The sequence below is a fragment of the Frondihabitans sp. PhB188 genome, assembly GCF_003752365.1.
Lineage (GTDB): Bacteria > Actinomycetota > Actinomycetes > Actinomycetales > Microbacteriaceae > Frondihabitans.
This window is the reverse complement of record NZ_RJUO01000003.1, coordinates 346,353-364,112: the sequence shown is the minus strand read 5'-3', so window position 1 is coordinate 364,112 and position 17,760 is coordinate 346,353. Positions and strand designations below refer to the sequence as shown.

At 69.7% G+C, this 17,760-nt stretch carries 15 protein-coding genes and 1 riboswitch; of the genes, 9 read left to right on the top strand and 6 right to left on the bottom strand.

Features of this window, described 5'->3' with window-relative positions; all coding sequences use genetic code 11:
• Nucleotides 1-11: 11 nt before the first annotated feature.
• From EDF46_RS10465 to EDF46_RS10450, 4 genes are all read right to left on the bottom strand, one after another.
• Nucleotides 12-860, bottom strand: a complete 849-nt coding sequence (locus tag EDF46_RS10465) for an ABC transporter permease (protein WP_123506218.1) — start codon at nucleotides 858-860, stop codon at nucleotides 12-14.
• Entirely contained in the window at nucleotides 847-1,815 is a 969-nt protein-coding gene (locus tag EDF46_RS10460) for an ATP-binding cassette domain-containing protein (RefSeq protein ID WP_123506217.1), read from the bottom strand. Before EDF46_RS10460 ends, EDF46_RS10465 begins: the two co-directional genes overlap by 14 nt.
• An 11-nt stretch (nucleotides 1,816-1,826) precedes the next feature.
• Nucleotides 1,827-2,927, bottom strand: coding sequence for a sigma-E factor regulatory protein RseB domain-containing protein (locus EDF46_RS10455; protein WP_123506216.1), 1,101 nt, complete (start codon nucleotides 2,925-2,927; stop codon nucleotides 1,827-1,829).
• Nucleotides 2,928-3,004: 77 nt separating this feature from the next.
• The gene (locus EDF46_RS10450; protein WP_123506215.1) at nucleotides 3,005-3,487 is read right to left on the bottom strand and encodes an FBP domain-containing protein; all 483 of its coding nucleotides are present in this window, start codon (nucleotides 3,485-3,487) and stop codon (nucleotides 3,005-3,007) included.
• Nucleotides 3,488-3,551: 64 nt separating this feature from the next.
• On the opposite strand from EDF46_RS10450, the gene EDF46_RS10445 reads away from it, so the two are divergent.
• Nucleotides 3,552-4,331: a class I SAM-dependent methyltransferase gene (locus EDF46_RS10445; protein WP_123506214.1), complete on the top strand. Its 780-nt coding sequence runs from the start codon at nucleotides 3,552-3,554 to the stop codon at nucleotides 4,329-4,331.
• Between the two features lie 14 nt (nucleotides 4,332-4,345).
• Here the strand turns inward: EDF46_RS10445 and EDF46_RS10440 are convergent, their stop codons facing one another.
• Nucleotides 4,346-5,410, bottom strand: coding sequence for a DUF475 domain-containing protein (locus tag EDF46_RS10440; protein ID WP_158614214.1), 1,065 nt, complete (start codon nucleotides 5,408-5,410; stop codon nucleotides 4,346-4,348).
• A 181-nt stretch (nucleotides 5,411-5,591) separates the two neighbouring features.
• Between EDF46_RS10440 and EDF46_RS10435 the strand changes: the two genes are divergently transcribed.
• The 4 genes from EDF46_RS10435 to gcvP all read left to right on the top strand — a co-directional run bounded on the left by EDF46_RS10435 (nucleotide 5,592) and on the right by gcvP (nucleotide 10,949).
• Nucleotides 5,592-6,170 (top strand): SseB family protein, encoded by a 579-nt coding sequence (locus EDF46_RS10435; protein WP_123506212.1) that lies wholly within the window; start codon nucleotides 5,592-5,594, stop codon nucleotides 6,168-6,170.
• A 71-nt stretch (nucleotides 6,171-6,241) separates the two neighbouring features.
• Nucleotides 6,242-6,336: riboswitch (glycine riboswitch) on the top strand.
• A 153-nt stretch (nucleotides 6,337-6,489) separates the two neighbouring features.
• Nucleotides 6,490-7,677, top strand: coding sequence for a glycine cleavage system aminomethyltransferase GcvT (gcvT, locus tag EDF46_RS10430; RefSeq protein WP_123506211.1), 1,188 nt, complete (start codon nucleotides 6,490-6,492; stop codon nucleotides 7,675-7,677).
• A 12-nt stretch (nucleotides 7,678-7,689) separates the two neighbouring features.
• A complete protein-coding gene (gcvH, locus tag EDF46_RS10425) occupies nucleotides 7,690-8,064 on the top strand; it encodes a glycine cleavage system protein GcvH (RefSeq protein WP_123506534.1) in 375 nt (124 codons plus the stop codon).
• Complete coding sequence (gene gcvP / locus EDF46_RS10420; protein ID WP_123506210.1) at nucleotides 8,061-10,949, top strand: aminomethyl-transferring glycine dehydrogenase; 2,889 nt, start codon at nucleotides 8,061-8,063, stop codon at nucleotides 10,947-10,949. Before gcvH ends, gcvP begins: the two co-directional genes overlap by 4 nt.
• A gap of 183 nt (nucleotides 10,950-11,132) precedes the next feature.
• Here the strand turns inward: gcvP and EDF46_RS10415 are convergent, their stop codons facing one another.
• On the bottom strand, nucleotides 11,133-11,921 hold the full coding sequence (locus EDF46_RS10415) for a CPBP family intramembrane glutamic endopeptidase (protein WP_123506533.1): 789 nt from the start codon (nucleotides 11,919-11,921) through the stop codon (nucleotides 11,133-11,135).
• 312 nt (nucleotides 11,922-12,233) lie between these two features.
• Between EDF46_RS10415 and EDF46_RS10410 the strand changes: the two genes are divergently transcribed.
• The 4 genes from EDF46_RS10410 to EDF46_RS10395 all read left to right on the top strand — a co-directional run bounded on the left by EDF46_RS10410 (nucleotide 12,234) and on the right by EDF46_RS10395 (nucleotide 17,657).
• The gene (locus tag EDF46_RS10410; RefSeq protein ID WP_370454090.1) at nucleotides 12,234-13,871 is read left to right on the top strand and encodes an ABC transporter substrate-binding protein; all 1,638 of its coding nucleotides are present in this window, start codon (nucleotides 12,234-12,236) and stop codon (nucleotides 13,869-13,871) included.
• A gap of 153 nt (nucleotides 13,872-14,024) precedes the next feature.
• Complete coding sequence (locus EDF46_RS10405; RefSeq protein ID WP_123506208.1) at nucleotides 14,025-14,954, top strand: ABC transporter permease; 930 nt, start codon at nucleotides 14,025-14,027, stop codon at nucleotides 14,952-14,954.
• The gene (locus EDF46_RS10400) at nucleotides 14,944-15,900 is read left to right on the top strand and encodes an ABC transporter permease (protein ID WP_123506207.1); all 957 of its coding nucleotides are present in this window, start codon (nucleotides 14,944-14,946) and stop codon (nucleotides 15,898-15,900) included. Before EDF46_RS10405 ends, EDF46_RS10400 begins: the two co-directional genes overlap by 11 nt.
• Nucleotides 15,897-17,657, top strand: coding sequence for an ABC transporter ATP-binding protein (locus tag EDF46_RS10395; protein ID WP_123506206.1), 1,761 nt, complete (start codon nucleotides 15,897-15,899; stop codon nucleotides 17,655-17,657). The genes EDF46_RS10400 and EDF46_RS10395 overlap by 4 nt, the downstream gene beginning before the upstream one ends.
• Nucleotides 17,658-17,760 lie beyond the last annotated feature (103 nt).

Below are 17,760 nucleotides of genomic sequence, written 5' to 3'. Positions count from 1 at the left end.
GAGGCCACCCCTCAGCTCAGGATGTCCTTCGTCGAGAACCGGCCCCACGCCAGGAACCCGAACACGACGATGTAGCCCGCCTGCAGCAGCGCGTTGTCTCCGAACGACTCCCACGAGATCGGCGCGCGCAGCAGGTCGCCGAACTCCAGCCAGTGGTCGGTGAACAGCCACGGGTGCAAGAACTCCAGCTGGGGCAGCGACCCCAGGATCTGCGCCACCGTCGAGAGCACGATCGTCGCGGCCATCGCTCCGACCGGCACCGACGTCAGCGTCGAGATGAACAGGCCGATCGCCGACAGGCCGAGCATCGACACCGTCACGTAGAGAGCGAGCAGCAGCAGCCGGGCGAAGTAGGCGCCCAGGCCGACCGTCTGACCGGAGAGCAGCGTCACGGGCCCGATCGGAAACAGGATCGCCCCGATCGCCGCCCCGACGATCACGATCACGAGAGTCGACGCGAGGCAGAACACCGCCGTCGCGAGGTACTTCACGACGAGCAGCCGGACGCGGCCCGCGGGCGCCACCAGGAGGTACCGCAGCGTCCCGAGCCCGGCCTCGCCGGCCACCGTGTCGCCCGCGACCACGCCGACCGTGAGCGGCAGGAAGAGCGGGATCGCCACGACGAGCGAGGTCAGGGCGACGAACAGCCCGTTCTGCGTGATGTCGCCCAGGAACGCCGGCCCCCGACCGCTCTCACCGCCGGTCGTGATGCGGACGGCGACGGCGAGCAGCACCGGCACCGCCGCCAGGGCACCCAGCATGGCGATGGTCCGCGCGCGGCGGAACAGCGTCTTCATCTCGGACAGCAGGAACTCGAGGCCGAGCCGCCCGCCCCGAACCCGCGCCTCAGCCTGCGACATCGAACCCCTCCCCGGTCAGGTCGACGAACCGATCCTCGAGAGTGGCCCCGGTGACCTGGAGCCCGCGAACCCGCACACCCGCCGCCACCAGCGCGGCGGTGATGCGCTCGGGCTCGGTGTCGTCGACGGGGAGCTCGGCCGAGACTCCGGCGGGCGTCGTCGCGGCTTCGAGCCCTAGCCCCGCCAGGACTGCGGCGGCCTCGGCGCCGTCGGGCGTCGTGACGACGATGCGCTGGACACCGTGGCGCCGCACTTCGTCGAGAGTGCCCTGGGTGAGCAGGCGCCCGGCGCTCATGACGGCGACGTGCGAGCACATCTGCTCGATCTCGCTGAGCAGGTGGCTCGAGACGAACACGGTCGTGCCGTCGTCGGCGAGGGAGCCGATCAGCGACCGGACCTCGCGCGTGCCCTGGGGGTCGAGCCCGTTGCTGGGCTCGTCGAGGATGAGCAGCTCTCGCGGCATCAGCAGGGCGCCGGCGATACCGAGGCGCTGCTTCATGCCGAGCGAGTACGCGTGCGCCTTCTTGTCGGCGGCGTGTCCGAGACCGACCCGGTCGAGGGCCGCGTCGACGCGGTCGCGGCGGCTGGCCGACGGGGCGTCGCGGTCGGCGGTGTCGAGGCGGTGCAGATTGGCGCGTCCCGAAAGGAACGGCGCGAACGCCGGACCCTCGACGAGAGCACCCACCCGCGGGAGGACCCGGCGCAGGTCGCCGGGCATCGGCGCACCCAGCAGGCGGATATCGCCGCTCGTCGCCTGCGTCAGGCCGAGCAGCATGCGGATCGTCGAGGTCTTACCCGACCCGTTGGGCCCCAGGAAACCGAAGACGCTGCCCCGAGGAACCCGCAGGTCGACGCCGTCGACGGCGCGCTGCCGACCGAACGTCTTGGTGAGAGCCGTCGTCTCGATGGCGGCCTCTGTGCTCGCCGAGCTCTTCGGCGCTGTGCTGTCGGGCACCCCTGTCGCAGTTACTCGCCGGCGGCGGCTTCGAGGGCGGACGGCTTGACGGCTCCGACGTAGACGTGGCCGTCGTCGGTCAGGAGCACCGACACGAGCGAGGTCTGGAGCAGGCGGCCACCCGCGACGGCCGTCGTGACCTGATCGAGCATCCCGGCCTGAGAACCGCTCAGCGCCGAGGTGTCGCCGGCTGGCAGCGTGAGCCCCACGACGGTCGACCAGCCGGTGCCGGTCACCGTCGGCTCGGCCTCGGACTTCGCGACTCCGTCTTCGCGGGAGACCGCGCCCGGGTGGACGAAGCGCTTCGACGACGAGGCCGACGTCGGGGCCGTGATCGTCTTGACGGCGGTGCCCTTCGGCGGCGTGAACGCGAAGGTCGACGCCGAGGGCGTCGAGTAGTCGATCGACGTGAAGGCGACGGAGTAGGCGGGGTCGGTCTGGCCCGCGGCTGTGATGGCTGCGCGGAGCGGGATGCCGGTCGAGGCGTCCACGGCTAGTGTCACGTCGCCCACGAGCGTGGTGGTGTCGTTCTTCGGCGTGAGCGTGATCTGGTACGCCTTCTGGCCGGCGACGCGGACGTTGCTGCTGGTGGTCACGGTCGTGTAGTCGTCGATCTGCGCGAGGACCTGGTCGGCGATGTCGGTGGGCGAGGAGGGGACGGCGCTCGGCAGCGAGCGGCCGCCCGAGGACGGGATCGTCGCGTGGACGGCCTTCTTCGACGACGAGTCGTAGGCCCAGACGGAGTCCCCGTTGCGGATCACGTCTCGCTCGGACAGCTGGTCGAGGGTCTGGATGCGCGACTTGGTCGAGCCCGAGGCGAACACGCGGGCCTTGTGGGTGCCCGACAGCTGGCTGACGATGTCGCTCACGCTGCCGGAGTCGCCGCTGCCGCCCTGGAGGGACGACAGGTCGGGAAGGCCGAGGTTCGCGGTCTGCTCGACCGTGCCCGAGAAGGACGACCCGCCGCTCTTCTGCGCCAGGGCGACGATCTGCGCCGCCGACTTGTGCGGGAGGTTGACCGACGCAGTGGCCATGGCAGGGACCGCTATGGCGCCGGCGACCACGAGGGCGGGCACGGCGATCGCGGGGATCCAACGGAGCTGCTTGTTCATCTCAGGACCTTCTTACGCTGTTCGAACTTCTGAGAAGGCTACGTCTGCAGACTGCGAGCCCGCCGGGGAGATCCTGCTCAGGCCGTCTTCATGATGTCGGCGGTGAAGTTCTGCACCCGCGCGAGGAGCCCGGCGGCGCGCTCGGCGATGCGCTCGGGAGGGTTCAGGTGCGGGGGAGCGACGCGGATCAGCAGTGAGCACGCGAGGTCTTCGCAGATGTAGGTGCCGACGGTGTTGCCGTTGAGGCCGGCCTCGCCCGCGCGCGGCGCCGTGAATAGGCGCACCTGAGTGGCCGGCTGCGGCGAGTGGCAGAGCGAGCACATCGCGGCGATGCCCGGGCGCAGCGAGGTGGACGAGGTGCGGACCACGAGACCCGTCGGCTTGTCGTCCATCCAGACGACGATGTAGCCGCGCAGGTGGGCCTGGCTGTCGCGCCAGCCGAGGAACTCGCGCTCTTCCCACAGCATCTCGTGGAGACCCGGGATCGGGAGCCGCTCGAGGTCGCCCGGCATGGCGTTCACGAACGACGAGCGGATGTCGTCTTCGGTCAGGGGCTTCACGCTTCCAGCCTACCCACGCGCCCGGCTTGCGCGGCGAGCTCAGCCGGATCGGTAGGGTCGGGGCATGAGCACCGAGCGCGCCATCGACGGCAGCGCGGGCGACGCCGACTACGGGCGCATCGGCCGCGGGTACACCGACTACCGGCAACCCGATCCGCAGATCGAGAGAGCCATCGCGCAGGAACTCGGCGATGCCGCCACGATCCTCAACGTCGGGGCCGGCGCGGGCTCGTACGAGCCCCGCCGCCCGGGCGTGACCGCCGTCGAGCCCAGCGCGGCGATGCGCGCCAACCGACCGCCCGACCTCACGCCCGCCGTCGACGCGACCTCCGAGAGCCTGCCGTTCGCCGACGAGTCCTTCGACGCGTCGATGTCGACGTTCTCGATCCACCAGTGGGGCGACCTGGGCGCTGGCCTCGCCGAGATGCGGCGCGTCACCCGCGGGCCCGTGGTGCTGCTGTCGTGCGACCCCGCCGCGCTCGACCGGTTCTGGCTCGTCGAGTACGCGCCGGAGGTGATCGCGGTCGAGGGGTCGCGGTATCCCGCACCGGCGGCGGTCGCCGAGCTGCTCGGCGGAGACGTGTCGGTCACGAGCCTGCCGATCCCGCTCGACTGCACCGACGGGTTCGGCGAGGCGTACTACGGGCGTCCCGAGCGGCTACTCGAGCCGGGAGCGCGTCTCGCGAACTCGGCGTGGAGTTTCGTCGAGCCCGGCGTCGAGGAGCGCTTCGTCGAACGGCTGTCGGCCGACCTCGAGTCCGGCGCCTGGGACGCCCGCTTCGGACACCTGCGCACGCAGCCGTCCTTCGACGGCTCGCTGCGGCTCATCGTCGGTCGCCCCTGACCGGTGCGGGAGGGTCAGGCGGGGGAGACGGCGCGGGCCCCGCGGCGCCGACGCGGGAGCGACGACAGCAGCGCCGCCCCGATGATGAGGCTCCCGAACCAGCCGGCGACGGCCGCCGGGATCGGCACGGCGAGGCTCGCCCACAGCAGCACAGACAGCACACCCAGCACGTAGGCCGCACCGGCCTTGAGGTAGCGCAGCCGCGTGAGCCCCTGGTGGGAGTCGACCGTGGCCGTCAAACGGGCGAGGAAGACCGCGCCGACCCCGACTCCACCCGCGGCGACGAGCGCCTGGTCGACCTGGCTGAGGCCCGACTCCGGCGACGGCGACGACAGCGTGTAGGCCCCGTCGAGGATCTCGAACAGCATGAACACGGTGAGGCCGCGCTCGAAGACGACGGTGGCGGCGTGCACGTGCAGGCGCCACGGCGGTGCGGCGTCGCGCTTCGCCCAGGCCTGAGCGAGCTTGACGCCGAGGTACGACGCCAGGCCGGTCGCGCCCCCGACGGCGATGGCGGCGCGCTCGCCGGGGGTGCCGAGGAGGGCGGCGGCAGTTCCTGCGCCCGCAGCGATCGTGAGGGCGGCGATCCGGGGGAACCTCACGTCGGCCAGCACCGCCTCGAACCTCCCGAGCCAGGCGCGGCGCGGGGCGCGGTCGACGTTGAAGAGGTACTCCGAGAAGACCAGCCAGATGAAGACGGCGCCGAAGGCCGCGATCCCGGGGCGCGCCATGGCGAGGTGCTCCGCGAACAGGCTGGGCTGCAGCACGGCTTCGGCGGCCGCGTCGGCGGGCGACTCGGCGAGCGACACCGCGACGGCGGCGGGCGGCAGGATCAGGCGCATCGCCAGCACTCCGGCGACCAGCCCCACCGACAGGAAGATGCGTCTCGCCGGGTGATGGATCCGCGACGCGATCCCCGCCATCGGCACCGACGAGTCGGCCGCCATCGCGATCTCGAGCACGGCGAGCGCGATCAGGGCCAGCGCGGCGGCGGGCGAGATGAGCAGCCACGCGGCGACCACGGCCCCGGCGAGCAGAGCGAGCGGCAGGGTGAGGCTTCGACGGACGAGCGGGCGCATCGAGGGCTCCTCGGGTTCGCAAGGCGGCGGCGCGTCGTCGGGCCCGGGCGTCCAGTCACCCACCCGACCCTGGGCGGGGCCTCCGTTGTTGCACGCGGCGCAGGAACTCCGGACCGCCGTACCACCTGAGCGCCCGACGCGAAATTGTGCGATCCGCCCCCATCCCGGGCAGAGTGGTGCGATGACTTCCTCTGAAGACACCCCCACGACTCCTGATCTCGCGGCCGATGAGACCGTTGCCGACGAGACGAGCACCGACGAGACCGGCACCGACGCGCCCGAGCGCGAGGCCACGCCCCTCGAGGCGTCCATCCTGAAGGGGCAGACCGGCGAGGGCGACATGAACGAGGTCATCGGCCAGTTCGTCAACGCGCTGATCGTCGTCCCGACGGCCACCGAGGTGACCGACGACCTGAACGCGCTCGAGCCCGTGCTGTTCGACCGCGAGGGCATGCCCATGCTCGCCGTGTTCTCGCACATCGACCGCGTGCCCGAGCAGGTCGCGCAGGTCGCGGGGTATGCCGTGCAGATGCCCGCCGCCGAGCTCGTCCAGGCGATCCCCGAGGGGACCGGCCTCGTCGTCAACCCCGGCCACACCGCCGGCTTCGAGATGCTCGCCGAGGGCGTGCAGCAGCTCGCCCACGACGTGCGCGGCATGCTCGAGGCGATGGAGCAGGGTCAGGCGGCGGCCGGCGCCGGAGGCTCGGGCGAGCCGGCCGCGCCGAAGAAGGTCGACCCGTCGGGCATCCCGAACTTCTGAGCCGCGGCGCCGGCACCTCCGGGTGTCGGCGCCTCTTGCTAGGCTTCACGCACAATCGAACATCGGGCCATTTCCACTGCGCGGGAGAGTGCCCGGCCATCCGGCCGGCCACCGAAGGAGCAAGCTTCCCCGCCAATCTCTCAGGTAGACGTACCGCGCGGTGTGGGCCACTCTGAAAAGCAGGAGCGCGCTGTCGCACGCTCCTCGCCCACGGTGAAAGTCGCGACCACGGACGCGGTGAAGCTCTCAGGCCTATGACAGAGGGGGAGCACGACTGCGAGTCCGCGGTCGTCTGCCCTCGATCATGCGGAGCCCTGATATGTCCGACGCACCCGAACTGCCTTCCGAATCCGAACCGCGCGACGACGACCTGCTGGCCGAGGTCGCAGCCACGGACGCGCCGGAGGTCCGATTCAGTCCCCTCCACGACGTCCACGTCGCGGCGGGCGCCAGCTTCACCGACTTCGCCGGCTGGCAGATGCCGGTCCGGTACAGCTCCGACCTCCAGGAGCACCATGCCGTGCGCCAGGCCGCGGGGCTGTTCGACCTCTCGCACATGGCCGAGATCGCCGTCGTCGGGCCGGAGGCGGGCGCGTTCCTCGACCACGCCCTCGCCGGCACTCTGTCGTCGATCGCGATCGGCCGGGCGAAGTACTCGCTCCTGCTCGCCGAGGCGGGCGGCATCGTCGACGACCTCGTCGTCTACCGGCTCGACGAGCACGACTTCCTGGTGGTCGCCAACGCCGGCAACCGCGAGGCGGCCTTCGCCGCGCTCGCGCAGCGCGCCCACGGCTTCGACGTGACGGTCGACGACGAGAGCGACGACACCGCGCTGATCGCCATCCAGGGTCCCGAGTCGGCCGGGGTGCTCGACGAGCTGATCACCTCCGACCGCCTCGCCCCCGACGAGCCGCTCTCCGAGCTGCGCTACTACCGCGCCCTGCAGGGCACGTTCGACGACGTGCCCGTGCTCCTGGCCCGCACCGGCTACACCGGCGAAGACGGCTTCGAGCTCTATATCGACGTCGACGACGCCCCCGCGCTCTGGCAGGCGCTCGCCGAGGCGGGTGCTCCGCGCGGGGTCGTCCCGGCCGGTCTCGCCAGCCGCGACACCCTCCGCCTCGAGGCCGGCATGCCGCTCTACGGCCACGAGCTCGGGCTCGACACGAAGCCGGCCCAGGCGGGTCTCGGCCGCGTCGTCGACCTCGGCAAAGACGTCTTCGTCGGCCGCGATGCCGTCGAGCCGGCCGAGGGCGCCCGCGTCCTCGTCGGCCTCGCCCTCGAGGGCCGCCGTGCCGCGCGCGCCGAGTACCCCGTGCTCGACGACTCGGGCGCCGAGGTCGGCGTCGTGACCAGCGGCGCCCTCTCGCCGACCCTCGGCCATCCCGTGGCTATGGCCTACGTCGACCCGTCCGCCTCTGCCGTCGGAACGACGCTCGGCGTCGACGTCCGCGGCACCACGATCCCCGCGACCGTCGTCGCGCTCCCCTTCTACAAGCGCTCCTGAAAGGTGCCGACCGTGTCAGACCTCACCACCCTCCAGTACACCGCCGAGCACGAGTGGCTCCTGATCGACGGCGACACCGCGACCGTCGGGATCACCGACTACGCCGCCGACAAGCTCGGCGACGTCGTCTACGTCGACCTCCCCGCCGTGGGCACCGCCGTCGAGGCAGGCAAGGTCGTCGGCGAGATCGAGTCGACGAAGTCGGTCGGCGAGCTCTTCGCGCCGGTGCTCGGCACCGTGACCGAGATCAACGACGCCGTCGTCGACAGCCCCGACCTGGTCAACTCGGCGCCGTTCGGCGACGGCTGGCTCGTGAAGATCACGCTCTCCGGCGACCTCCCGGCCCTCCTCTCGCGCGACGAGTACGTCGCCCTGACCGCCGAATGAGCGGCCTGATCCCCGGCACCGCGGCGAGCGGGTTCGTCGACCGCCACATCGGCACCACGCCCGAGGCGCAGGCGCAGATGCTGGCCGTCACCGGCCACGCGAGCGTCGACGAGCTCGTCCGCACAGCCGTGCCCGACAGCATCCGCGCGGCGGCCCTCGAGGCGACGTCGCTGCCCGAGCCCGCCTCCGAAGAGGAGACCCTCGCCGAGCTCCGCCAGATCGCACGGCGCAACACGGTCAGCCGCTCCTTCCTGGGCCTCGGCTACTACGGCACCATCACGCCCGCCGTCATCCAGCGGAACGTGCTCGAGAACCCCAGCTGGTACACCGCGTACACGCCCTACCAGCCCGAGATCTCGCAGGGCCGCCTCGAGGCGCTCATCAACTTCCAGACGATGGTCTCCGAGCTGACCGGCCTGACGACGGCGAACGCCTCCATGCTCGACGAGGGCACGGCCGTCGTCGAGGGCATGCTGCTGGCGCGCCGCGCCTCGAAGGCGTCCTCCGACGTGTTCGTCGTCGACTCCGACGCCCTCCCGCAGACGAAGGCGCTCCTCGCCGGCCGCGCGGCCGCCGTCGGCATCCGCCTCGTCGAGCTGCCGCTCGCGTCCGTCGACCCGGCCGACGTGCCCGAGGCCTTCGGCGGCTTCGTGCAGTATCCCGGTGCCTCCGGCCGCGTGTGGAGCCCCGCCGCGATCGTCGACCGGCTGCACGAGAGCGGCGGACTCGCCGTCGTCGCCGCCGACCTCCTCGCCCTCACGCTGCTCGTCGCCCCCGGCGAGTTCGGCGCCGACGTCGCCGTCGGCACCTCTCAGCGCTTCGGCGTGCCGATGGGCTTCGGCGGCCCGCACGCCGGCTACATGGCCGTCCGCACCGGCCTCGAGCGGCAGCTGCCGGGGCGCCTCGTCGGCGTCTCGCAGGACGCCGTCGGCAACCCCGCGTACCGCCTCAGCCTGCAGACGCGCGAGCAGCACATCCGCCGCGAGAAGGCCACCTCGAACATCTGCACCGCGCAGGTGCTGCTCGCCGTCATGGCCTCGATGTACGCGGTCTACCACGGGCCGTGGGGGCTGAAGCACATCGCCGGTCGGACGCACCAGCACGCCGCCGACCTGAGCGCGGCGGCGAAAGCCGCAGGGCTCGCCACCGGTTCCGACGTGTTCTTCGACACGGTGACCCTGACGGTGCCGGGTCGCGCGCACGACATCGTCGCCGCGGCCCACGACGCGGGCTACCTGCTGCTCGAGGTCGACGCCGACACGGTGGCGATCTCGACCGATGAGACGACGACGGCGGACGACCTCGCCGCCCTGGGCGAGGTGCTCGGGTTCGAGGTGCCCGCGGGGGCGGAGTCGCCGCTGGCGGGCGAGTTCCTGCGCACCAGCGACTACCTGACTCACCCCGTCTTCAGGACGCATCGCAGCGAGACCAGCATGATGCGGTACCTCAAGCACCTCGCCGACAAGGACTACGCGCTCGACCGCGGCATGATCCCGCTCGGCTCCTGCACCATGAAGCTCAACGCGGCGACCGAGATGGCGGCCGTGACCTGGCCGGAGTTCGCGAACATCCACCCGTTCACGCCGGCCTCCGATGTCGAGGGCTACCTCGGCCTCATCGGGCAGCTCGAGGGCTGGCTCGCCGAGGTCACCGGCTACGACACCGTCTCGCTGCAGCCCAACGCCGGCAGCCAGGGCGAGCTCGCCGGCCTGCTCGCGATCCGCGGCTACCACCTCTCGCGCGGTGACGACGCGCGCACCGTCTGCCTGATCCCGCAGTCGGCGCACGGCACCAACGCCGCCAGCGCTGTGCTCGCGGGGCTCCGTGTCGTGGTGGTCGCGTGCGACGAGCTCGGCAACGTCGACCTGCCCGACCTCCGGGCCAGGGTGTCGGAGCACGCGCAGGAGCTGGCCGCCCTCATGATCACGTACCCGTCCACGCACGGCGTCTACGAGCACGACATCCGCGAGATCACCGACGCGGTGCACGCGGCCGGCGGCCAGGTCTACGTCGACGGCGCGAACCTCAACGCGCTGCTCGGCTACGCGCGCTTCGGCGAGTTCGGCGGCGACGTGTCGCACCTGAACCTCCACAAGACGTTCTGCATCCCGCACGGCGGGGGCGGCCCCGGCGTCGGCCCGGTCGCGGCCAAGGCGCACCTCGCGCCGTTCCTGCCGGGGCACCCGCTGGCGCAGCAGGCCGACCGGCGGCCGGGGAGCGTCTCCGCGGAGCGGCTCGCCCACGCCGGTGTTCCGGTCTCGGCGGCGCCGTACGGCTCGCCCAGCATCCTGCCGATCTCGTGGGCTTACGTGCGCATGATGGGCACCCGGGGCCTCACCGAGGCCACCGGAGCCGCCGTGCTCGCCGCGAACTACGTGGCTGCGCGCCTCCGCGACCACTACCCGGTGCTCTACTCGGGCGAGGGCGGGCTCGTCGCGCACGAGTGCATCCTCGACCTGCGGCCCCTCCGCGACGCCACCGGCGTGACCGTCGACGACGTCGCAAAGCGCCTGATCGACTACGGGTTCCACGCGCCGACGATGTCGTTCCCGGTCGCGGGCACGCTGATGGTCGAGCCGACCGAGAGCGAGGACCTCGCCGAGATCGACCGATTCGTCGACGCGATGATCGCCATCAGGGAGGAGGCCGACCGGGTCGGCGCGGGGGAGTGGGCGGCCGACGCCTCACCGCTGCGCGGTGCCCCGCACACGGCCGAGTCGGTCATCCTCGGCGAGTGGTCGGAGGCCTACAGTCGCGAGGAGGCCGTCTACCCCGTGCGCTCGCTCGTGCGCTCGAAGTACTGGCCGCCCGTGCGCCGTATCGACCAGGCCTACGGCGACCGCAACCTGTTCTGCGCGTGCCCTCCGGTCGAGGCCTTCGCCTGACGCCGCGCGACGCTCGGGGCGGCAATCTGCCACGTTGTCGCCCCGGGGGCATAGCTCCGCTATAGCCCCCGGGGCTCCGCCTTGCATCTCACCGCTCCGAGCGACGCGCCCCGGACTCGATAGGCGACACCGCTTTCGCCGCGCGACACCGGCGATAACCGGCGTCACGAGGCGAAAGCGGTGTCAGCTGCCGAAGAGGGCCGGGAACGCGGCTGCCGCCCAGGGGTAGCCGACGAACACCGCCGCATCCATCAGGAAGTGCGCGATGACGAGGGGCAGGATCCTGCCGAAGCGCATGTAGAGCCAGCCGAAGACGAGGCCCATCACCGCGTTGCCGATGAACGCGCCGAAGCCCTGGTACAGGTGGTAAGTGCCGCGGAGCAGAGCGGCGGCGAGCAGGATCCAGAGCGGCCGCCACGACAGGTCTTTGAGCCGAGCGAAGAGGTAGGCCACGACGATGACCTCCTCGGTGATGCCCGAGCGGAGAGCCGAGAAGAGCAGCACGGGCACTGTCCACCAGTGGGCGGCGAGGTTCGTGGGAACGACGTCGACGGTGATCCCGATGGCGCGGCCGGCGAAGTACAGCGCCAGCCCCGGGATGCCGATCGAGAGGGCGAGGGCCGCGCCGAGAAGGGCGTCTCTGCCGAAGCGCGAGAAGTCGACGCCGAGACGCCCGAGGTGGGGCCTGGCGGTCTTCCAGAGAAGGAAGCCGACCAGCACGACGGGCACGAGGTCGAAGCCGTTGCCGAGCACCTGGTAGACGAAGTCGAAGATCTCGCGGCTGTCGAGCGAGGTGTTCAGCTGCGCGGTCTGGTTCGACAGGGGAGCCGACCGGGTCAGGAGGTCGAGGATCTGAACGACGGAGTACACCGCGCTGGCCCCGAGCGACAGGGCGAGGACGATGAGGATCTCGGCTCGGACCCGCCCGCGCGTGTTTCCGGAGCCCAGCGGTTCGGCCACAGGGAACGGCAGCGGTCGGCGGAATGGCAGCGGCTGGCGGATCGGCACCGGCCCATGATGTCAGACGATGACGGGGAAGTTGCGAAGCTTGGGCGCACCTGCATACTCCCTGAAATGACGGATTGTTGCGCGTAAATGCGAATCCACGCAAGGAACTGACCGACTTCGCAACAAATGCGCTCCGCGTGTTTCCAAGTCGTAACGCTTTGGTTCGCGGTTTGGCGTTTCGCAACCGTTTACTTATGGTCTTCTTATCCAGAGCCGTTCGGCGTGCCCCTTGCGCGTTGGCTCGTGTGCGTCACATTCCATCAGGAGGAACATTCAGTGAAAATCACTGGTAAGCGTCTGCGCCCGCTCTTCGGCGCCATTGCGATCGTGGGTGCGGCCAGCATGGTCCTCGCCGGTTGCAGCTCGTCCGGCGGCGACTCGGCGACGAAGTCGGCCGCGGCCGGCGACGCGACCGCGATCATCTCGGCCAACGGAACCGAGCCGCAGAAGCCGCTCATCCCGTCCGACACCACCGAGACCGGCGGCGGCAGGATCGTCACGCAGCTCTTCGACGGACTGGTCAGCTACGACGCCAAGGGCGCGATCGTCAACGAGGTCGCCAAGAGCATCACCTCCGACGACCAGCAGAACTGGGACATCAAGCTCAACGACGACTGGACCTTCACCGACGGCACGAAGGTCACCGCCGAGTCGTTCACGAAGGCGTGGGCCTGGGCGGCCGACCTCAAGAACGCTCAGACCGCGTCGTCCTTCTTCGCGAACTTCAAGGGCTATGACGGCGCGAAGAGCTCGCAGCTCGACCTCACCGTCGTGAGCCCGACCGAGTTCAAGGTCGCTCTCCTCGCGCCGCAGGCGGACTTCCCCCTCAGCCTCGGCTACTCGGCCTTCTACCCGCTGCCTTCCTCCTTCTACAAGGACACCAAGGCCTTCGGTCAGGACCCGATCGGCAACGGCCCCTACAAGCTCAAGTCGGCCACCGCGTGGAAGCACAACGTGGGCATCGACCTCGTGACCAACAAGGACTACGCCGGCTCGCGCAAGCCCGTCAACGGCGGACTGAACTTCTCCTTCTACACCGGTCTCGACTCCGCCTACGCTGACGCGCAGGCCGGCAACCTCGACATCGACGACACCGTGCCGGACGCCAACTTCGCCACGTACCAGTCCGACTTCCCGGACCACTTCTCCAACTCGCCTGCCGCGATCTTCCAGTCCTTCACGATTCCGAGCAACCTCGCTCACTTCAAGGAAGACAAAGAAGGCAAGCTGCGTCGCGAGGCGATCTCCCTCGCAATCGACCGCTCGCAGATCACCAAGGTGATCTTCCAGGGCACCCGCACGCCCGCCAAGGACTTCACCACCCCGGTGATCGACGGCTACTCGGCTGACGTCGAGGGCAACGACGTCCTGAACTACAACAAGTCGAAGGCTGTGGAGCTGTGGAAGGAAGCTGACGCGATCTCGCCGTTCACCGGCACCTTCACCATCGCGTACAACGCCGACGGCGGCCACAAGGGCTGGGTCGACGCAGTCACCAACGGCATCACCAACGTGCTCGGCATCAAGGCCGCTGGCCAGTCGTACCCGACGTTCGGCGGATTCCGCGATGACGTCGCGGGTGGCAAGACCAGCGGTGCCTTCCGCTCCGGCTGGCAGGCCGACTACCCGTCGCTGAACGACTTCCTCGCCCCGCTGTACGTCACGGGTGCATCGTCGAACGACGGCAAGTACTCGAGCTCCGAGTTCGACGCCCTCGTCAAGAAGGGCAGCTCGCAGGCCACGGTCGCGGACGCCAACAAGATCTACCAGCAGGCGCAGACCGTCCTCTTCCAGGACCTCCCCGCCATCCCGCTGTGGTACTCGAACGAGGTCGGCGTCTGGAGCACCAAGGTGTCCAACGTCAAGTTCGGCTGGGACTCCACGCCGCTGTACTACGCGGTCACCAAGAACTAGCCAGTTCGCGTAACCTCACTACAAACAACTGAAGGGTCCGGGGTGGGTTTCTCACCCCGGACCTTTTGGTGAGTTCCCTCCATTCCCCATGATTGCGACACGAATGACTTCGCAGATAGACCTCTTGCTTTCGCAGACCGGGGAGGACGACTGATGCTCTGGTACATCGGCAAGCGCCTCCTCCAACTGATCCCCGTCTTCTTCGGGGCGACGTTCCTCATCTACTTCATGGTCTTCGCCTTGCCAGGCGATCCGGTCGCAGCACTGTACGGCGACAAGCAGCCCAGCCCTCAGGTCATCGCCGAGATCCGTGCTCAGTTCAACCTGGACAAGCCGTTCATCGTCCAGTACCTGATCTACATCGGGCACCTCTTCCAGGGCAACCTCGGCACCACCTTCTCGGGCATCCCGGTCATCGACCAGCTCAAGCAGGCCTTCCCCATCACCTTCCGACTCTCGATGCTGGCCCTCCTCTTCGAGGCCGTCGCCGGCATCCTGGTCGGTCTGATCTCGGGTCTGCGCAAAGGCAAGATCTTCGACAACTCGGCGCTCGTCGTCAGCCTGCTGCTGATCTCGGTCCCGACCTTCGTCGTCGGCTTCCTGCTCCAGTTCTTCCTCGGCATCAAGTGGGGCCTCTTCGCGGTCACGGTGAGTCCCGAAGCGCCCTGGGGCGACCTCGTCCTGCCGGCGATCGTGCTGGCCACGGTCTCGTTCGCCTACATCGTCCGCCTCACTCGGGCCTCGGTCTCCGAGAACATGAGCGCCGACTTCGTGCGAACCGCCACAGCGAAGGGCCTTCCGCGCCGTCGCGTGATCTCGGTCCACATCCTGCGCAACTCCCTGGTCCCCGTCGTCACCTACCTGGGCGTCGACATCGGATCGCTCATGGTCGGCGCCATCGTCACCGAGGGAATCTTCAACATCCAGGGCGTCGGAGGAACCGTCTACAAGGCGATCCAGCTCCAGCAGGGGCCGACAGTCGTCTCGTTCGTCGCCGTGATGGTCATCATCTTCATGCTGGCGAACCTGCTCGTCGACCTCCTCTACGCTCTCCTCGACCCCAGGATCCGTTATGCCAAGTAGCACGACTCCGGGCCAGCTGTCGCCCGACCACTACGTCGCCGACCTCGAGGAGACGCCGCTCAAGGCCGTCGACGCGGTCGACGAGTCCGAGAAGCCCCGCTCCAGCGCGCGCGACGCCTGGGACTCCATGCGCACCCGCCCGCTGTTCTGGATCTCGGGGGTCCTCATCGTCCTCGTGATCGTGATCGCTCTGTTCCCCGGACTCTTCACGCACGTGAGCCCTCAGACGAACAGCCTGTCCAACAGCAACGCCGGGGCCCGGTCCGGTCACCCGCTGGGCTTCACGTTCCAGGGCTACGACGTCTTCTCCCGAGTGATCTACGGCACCCGTGCCTCGCTCCTCGTCGGCATCCTCGCAACGGTCCTCGTGACCGTCGTCGGCGTGGTCATCGGCTCGCTCGCCGGCTACTACGGAGGCTGGCTCGACGCGGTCGTCTCGCGCATCGGCGACATCTTCTTCTCGATCCCCACCGTCCTCGGTGCGATCGTCGTCATGTCGACGATCACCGATCGCAATCCGCTCACCGTCGCGCTGATCCTCGCCCTGTTCGCCTGGCCGCAGATCGCGCGCATCATGCGCGGCTCGGTCATCAGCGCGACAGCGACGGACTACGTCATGGCCTCGACCGCTCTGGGCGTCTCCCGGTTCCGGATCCTCCTGCGGCATGTGGTGCCGAACGCCATCGCGCCGGTCATCGTCGTCGCCACCGTCTCGCTCGGCACGTTCATCGTCGCCGAGTCGACCCTGTCGTTCCTCGGCATCGGCCTGCCGGGCACGACCGTCTCGTGGGGTGGCGACATCGACAACGCTCGCACGACGCTCCGCACGGCACCGCTGCCGCTGTTCTGGCCGGCCGCCGCGCTGAGCATCACCGTTCTCTCGTTCCTGATGATGGGCGACGTCGTGCGCGACGCCCTCGACCCGAAGGCGAGGGCCCGCCGATGACCACCACGACCGACACTCAGACCCAGGCTGCGAACGGCGTGGTGAAGGGCGCTCCGCTGCTCGAGATCAAAGGCCTGAACATCGGGTTCAAGACCCAGTCGGGCTACGTCGAGGCCGTCCGCGGCGTCGACCTGACCCTCGGTCAGGGCGAGACCCTCGCGATCGTTGGCGAGTCCGGCTCGGGCAAGTCGACGACCGCGACGAGCATCATCGACCTGCTTCCCGGGACCGGCAAGGTCACGGCCGGCGAGATCTTCTTCGAGGGCCGCGACCTCGTGAAGCTGCCGAAGCCCGAGATCTCGGACATCCGCGGTCGTCTGATCGGCTACGTGCCGCAAGACCCGATGTCGAACCTCAACCCGGTCTGGTCGATCGGCTTCCAGGTCGAAGAAGCCATCCGCGCCAACCGCGTGGCCTCCGGCAAGGACGTCCGCAAGCGCGCCATCCAGGTCCTCGAAGAAGCCGGTCTCCCTGACGCAGGAACCCGCCTGAAGCAGTTCCCCCACCAGTTCTCGGGCGGTATGCGCCAGCGCGTCCTCATCGGCATCGGCCTCTCGGCCCGGCCGAAGCTCCTGATCGCCGACGAGCCCACCTCGGCTCTCGACGTGACGGTGCAGCGCCGGATCCTGGACCACCTCGGGACCCTGACCCGCGACTACGGCACCTCGGTGCTCTTCATCACGCACGACCTCGGCCTCGCCGCCGAGCGTGCCGAGAAGCTCGTCGTCATGTACAAGGGCCGCGTCGTCGAGTCCGGCCCGTCGCAGGAGATCCTCGCGAACCCGCAGCACCCGTACACGCAGCGCCTGGTGGCTGCGGCTCCGAGCCTCGCGAGCCGCCGCATCCAGTCGCAGATCGCTCCGTCGGCCGTCCACGGCGACGCCGTCGCCGAAGCGGGCTCGGACGACGCGCGCCGTCTCCAGGCCGCGCACGAGCGCGAGCAGATCGCCAAGCACGAGGCGCCCGACTTCATCAAGGTCGAGAACCTGACCAAGGTCTACAAGATCCGTCAGGGCGGCTTCAAGTCGACCGAGCTGAAGGCCGTCGACGACGTGTCCTTCGAGATCCCGCGCGGCACGACGATGGCGCTGGTGGGGGAGTCCGGCTCGGGCAAGTCGACCGTCGCGAAGCTGGTGCTGCAGCTGGAGTCGATCACATCCGGCACGGTCACGGTCGGCGGCAGCTCCGTCGGCGCTCTGACCGGCAAGGACCTGTTCAACTTCCGCCGCCGCGTCCAGCCGGTCTTCCAGGACCCGTACGGATCCCTCGACCCCGTCTACAGCGTCGGCAACACGATCGCGGAGCCGCTCATCACGCACGGCGTCGGCGACAGCGCGAGCCGTCAGGCTCGCGTCCGCGAGCTCCTCGAGCAGGTGTCGCTTCCGATCTCGATGATCAACCGCTACCCGAACGAGCTCTCCGGCGGTCAGCGCCAGCGGATCGCGGTCGCGCGCGCTCTGGCGCTCAAGCCCGACGTGATCGTGCTCGACGAGGCCGTGTCCGCCCTCGACGTGCTGGTGCAGGGCCAGATCCTGAACCTGCTAACCGACCTCCAGTCCGAGCTCGGCCTGACCTACCTCTTCATCACGCACGACCTCGCGGTCGTGCGCCTGGTGGCCGACAAGGTCGCAGTGATGCAGAAGGGCCGGATCGTCGAGAGCGCATCGACCGACGAGGTCTTCAGCAATCCGTCGAAGGAGTACACCCGCGATCTCCTCGAGGCGATCCCGGGTGCGAACTTCGCGTTCGGCAAGTAGGCGCAGCCCCGTCCGGCACCCCGCGAACCCCGGTTCGCGGGGTGCCGCCCGTTAAGCCCTCGGAGGACGAAATCTGCTGTTCACCCGTTGGCAGGTAGACTCT